General features: G+C 45.4%; 4 protein-coding genes and 1 pseudogene. 3 read left to right on the top strand and 2 right to left on the bottom strand.

Going from position 1 to position 4369, the window contains the following annotated elements:
- Together nosZ and WB217_RS07275 are read right to left on the bottom strand one after the other, a co-directional pair.
- Positions 1-1382, bottom strand: a 1382-nt coding sequence (gene nosZ, locus WB217_RS07280; protein WP_423992031.1) for a Sec-dependent nitrous-oxide reductase, incomplete at its 3' end; no start/stop codon positions are given.
- A gap of 21 nt (positions 1383-1403) precedes the next feature.
- Positions 1404-1850, bottom strand: a complete 447-nt coding sequence (locus tag WB217_RS07275) for a c-type cytochrome (protein ID WP_423992029.1) — start codon at positions 1848-1850, stop codon at positions 1404-1406.
- 267 nt (positions 1851-2117) lie between these two features.
- On the opposite strand from WB217_RS07275, the gene WB217_RS07270 reads away from it, so the two are divergent.
- From WB217_RS07270 to WB217_RS07260, 3 genes and pseudogenes are all read left to right on the top strand, one after another.
- Entirely contained in the window at positions 2118-3212 is a 1095-nt protein-coding gene (locus WB217_RS07270; RefSeq protein WP_423992027.1) for a PRK06851 family protein, read from the top strand.
- A gap of 53 nt (positions 3213-3265) precedes the next feature.
- The gene (locus tag WB217_RS07265) at positions 3266-3790 is read left to right on the top strand and encodes a hypothetical protein (RefSeq protein ID WP_423992025.1); all 525 of its coding nucleotides are present in this window, start codon (positions 3266-3268) and stop codon (positions 3788-3790) included.
- 315 nt (positions 3791-4105) lie between these two features.
- Positions 4106-4369: pseudogene (locus WB217_RS07260) on the top strand (hypothetical protein); the annotation flags it as partial.

Raw genomic sequence — 4369 nt, 5'->3', positions numbered from 1 at the left:
ATCAATTCCATTGATTCAGGGTGTGAAGGTCCTACTGGTAAGAAATTGTCCTTCGCAATTTTATTCAATGATACGAGCCATTTTCCGTCTGGAGATGCTGTATCGCCCTCAGTTGCGGTTGAGTGCCCTGGTGAATAGTGGACAGGTGTACGGTCAAGAACTTCCCCAGTGGCGATTTTCCATTTGACGATCTCGGATGAAATGAACATCGTATTGTACGCATTGCCTTTGTCATCGAATTGAGTGTGAAGCGGCCCTAATGCTCCTGGAGGATCAACTTCTCGTTCAACAACCTTGTCATAAGGCAAGACAGGAATACCGAATTTTTCAGTTTCAAAATTGCCAGCCTTGATAGCTTCAAACGCTTTCTCGAATGAGAACACAGTCATTAAAGGTGCAAGTTTACCAGATGCAATGAAGCGTGTTCCGTCTGGTGTCACGTCAACACCGTGAGGAGATTTTGCTACAGGTACAGCATAGATGGAGCCTTTATGCTTACGAGGATCGATCATCTTCGCGCCATTGACTTCATCATATTCCCCGGCAGCTACTTTCTTTTCAAGCTCCTTCCAGTTAAGCAATACGATATAGTCCCGATCATTCTGTGATGCGTTGATTTCATTGTTTGTCGTTGCAAACTCAGTGTTGTAAGTCGTCATGACGATCCAGTCTCCTGATACCTTCTTGCCGGCGTCAGATAAGTCATAAGACCAAGGTGGAAGCATGATTTGATAGGCCAGGCCAAGCTCTTTCTTTTTCTGGTCAAACTGGACCATCGAAACGACGCCTTTATATTTCTCTTCAAATTCATCTAATGGGGCATATTCCTTTCCGATTGGAACGGAGAAACGGGTTGGCATAACGATGTATTCTGTATTTTGCGTTACAAATGTCCCTGCGTGAGGGCCACCCATATTCGGCATTTCCATAATATCCGCTGTGTGGAATGTGCTTAAGTCCACAGCTGCAATCCGGTTATTGGCAACGTCATTGGCGAAGACGAATTTGCCGTCATATTCTGCATTCGTTTCTGAAATCGCCGGATGGTGAAAATCTCCCCATGTATACTTGCCGAGCATTTCTTTCGTTTTTGTATCAAATCCATAACCTGTAGCCGGATCTGGAGTGAAAACAGGAACAGTCCGGATTTTTCTCATCGAAGGAAGTCCATATACGAAAAGCTGCCCTGAATGTCCGCCCGATGAAAGCATGTAGTATTCATCCAGCTCACCATAAGGAACATACACTTTTTCAGCGTTTGACTTGTTTGCGGTATCTTTGCTTGCTTCTCCTTTAGGCCCTGTTGAAAAATCAGCGAAAAATACTGTCGCCGCCATAAAGCCGGCAAGCAGCCCTGAAGCTGCGGGAACCCATTTTTTCATTAACACTGCACCACCTTTGGATTATTTTTCTGAAGCCTCTTTAAGAATGCTTACAACTTGATTTATTTCTTCCTCAGACAGCGGATTGCCTCCGATGACGCCTGACATGACTGCGGATGTTGGTTTTTTCAGGAATTCTGCAACGGGTTTCCCATGCTTGCCTTCGACATTTTTATATGCCTGTGAGAGGTCCGGTCCAGTTGCTCCGCCTTTCAGGTTCAAGGCTTCAACAGAGTGGCAGCCGAGGCAGCCTCTAGATTGAAGAATGTTTTCTTCACCAGCCGCAGCAGTTGTTTCCGTTTCAGCTGGTTCAGCATCTTCTTTGGCTGTTTCCGCAGGCTTTGATTCTTCGGTGACAGCGACGTCTTTTTCCTGGCCATCATTGGCTGGGAAGAGATCAAATGCTACATATCCTATGCCCAGGCCAATAAGAGCACTGATGATGAAATGAACGACAGGTTTATTCACTTTTTTCCCCCCTTGATTGGTTTACAAGTTCATCCTAACTTTTTGGAAAAAAGGACAGTGTGATGTACGGCACACATTTTTGTGTTTATTGTGAGGGATTTGTGAAAGCAGAGTGTCAGCCTGTGAAAAACATCACTTGCCCGGGAAATAATTTCGCAAATTAGACAAATGACTGCTAGGCATTCACCCAGCATATTTGCCCTGCATATAGTAATGAGGAAGCGATAACATGCCGTTAGATTGAACGGCTGGAGGGAGTGCGATTAAATGGCTGGGAAAATACTGAATTACTTTGCCGGCGGGAATACAGCCCGAGGATTTTACAGTTTGTATGAATCCAACATACAAGGATTATCTCGTTTATTTATATTGAAGGGCGGCCCGGGAACAGGAAAATCATCATTGATGAAAAAAATCGGCAAGGAATGGCTTGAAAAGGGTTATGACATTGAATTCCTGCACTGTTCATCAGATAACAAATCGATTGATGGAGTCATTATTCCTAAATTGAATGCAGGCATTGTCGATGGAACAGCTCCGCATGTAATCGAGCCGAAAGCACCAGGCGCAGTTGAGGAATATGTAAACCTTGGAGAAGCATGGGATTCATGCAAGCTGCAGGAGCATAGAGGAACGATTACGAGGCTGTCTGAAGAAATCAGCGAGGCGTTCAATACGGCATACAGCCAATTTGCCGAAGCGTTGAGAATCCATGATGAATGGGAGAAGTTTTATATCGAGAATATGGACTTCGCAAAAGCGAATGAGTTTACGAATCAATTGATCGAAAGACTATTCGGTGACAGCAGATCAGCCGGCGAAGGCAGGGTGCATGATCGCTTCCTGGGAGCAGCGACACCTGTGGGCGCCGTAGATTTTGTCCCTAACCTGACTGAAACAGTAGGCAAGAGGTATTTCATTAAAGGCCGCCCGGGTTCAGGTAAGTCGACCATGCTGAAAAAACTTGCCGCTGAGGCAAAATCACGTGGTTACGATGTCGAGGTCTACCATTGCGGCTTTGACCCGCACAGCCTGGATATGGTCATTGTCCGTGAGCTGGACTTTGCCATCTTTGACAGCACAGCTCCGCATGAGTACTTCCCGGAGCGGGAAACAGATGAAATCATCGATATGTATGCCGAGCTGATTGCCCCGGGGACAGATGAGAAGTATGCTGCGGAAATCCAGGATGTCGGCAGCAGATACAAAGAGAAGATGAACGAAGCGATTGCATCGCTGGCAAAAGCAAAAGTGCTGCGCGACCAGCTTGAAAAAATTTATATAGGAGCAATGGATTTTACAAAGGTTGATGCCATTGCCAGCCAAATACAGAAGGAAATTGAAAGTTTGAGTGTCCACTAGCACAGAATTGGGCATCTTGCATACATTACATGGAAAACATCAAGAGAGGGGAATTGAGTTTGAATTATTACAACTTCTACCCATATGGATCAAACCAGCATGATGACGAAGAATATGGATATTACGAAAATGAAGTATACCCGCAGTATGACGCGAGGGTATTTCCTGGAATGGGCGGTGGATTCCCATTCCCAGGCGGAGGCCCAGGAGGCGGGTTTCCAGGCGGAGGCCCAGGAGGCGGGTTTCCAGGCGGAGGCCCGGGTGGCGGGTTTCCAGGCGGAGGCCCAGGTGGTGGCTTCCCAGGAGGAGGACAGCAAGGCGGAGGAGCTCCAACCTCACCGCCGCCATCCTTCACTCCTCAAGAATCCCAGGCATCAGCCTTTGCTGTTGATCCAGGAGGCATCAGAAGGTGCTTGTACCGATATACGTATGTTTGGCTGAACAATGGGAATAGTTTCTGGTATTTTCCAACATTCGTCGGACGCAATTCAGTTGCCGGCTGGCGATGGAGACGCCGCTGGGGATGGGTATACTTTGGAATCGATTTAAGACAAATTCGATCATTCCAATGCTTCTAAAATGAAAAACCTTAATGCCTTGATCAGCTCTAACAAGGGTAGGTTGGGGCAGATGGCTATGTAAAATAGAGAGCTCCTCATTCCAGGAGCTCTCTTTCATAATTTGGAAAATTATATGTGCGATAAAGACGATGTGAGCAAGTTGGCCAAGTAGTTCAAAGCTCAACAGCAGAAGCAAAAATCAAACTGCAAAGAGGTATAAATTCAAACTGAAATCTTCTGTTGAAGAGAAATTTTATGGTTCATGCAGGAATCTCCTAACAGCAACTGGAACATGTTTTTAGGATATAAGTACTTATAGTAAGGAGAACGGAAATGAACGTTACATTAGAGAAAATTGGATTGGAACAGCAAAAAATACTTCAAAATCTCTATTCATTATACCTGCATGATCTATCTGCCTATGCAAATGGGCTGCAGGTAAGTGAGGATGGGAGCTTTGAATTTGATTCGTTTTCCCTTATCTGGGAAAGTGTAGGTCTCTCGCCATATTTAATAAGGGCCGACGATAATTTGGCGGGCTTTATCCTGTTGCTAGAAGCACCTTTGACGAAAAGAGTAGATAAAGTAATAAATGAT

It is taken from the genome of Mesobacillus sp., assembly GCF_049588175.1.
Taxonomy (GTDB): Bacteria; Bacillota; Bacilli; order Bacillales; family Cytobacillaceae; genus Mesobacillus.
Note: the sequence above shows the minus strand (reverse complement) of the source record. Positions and strands in the feature narration are given on the sequence as shown.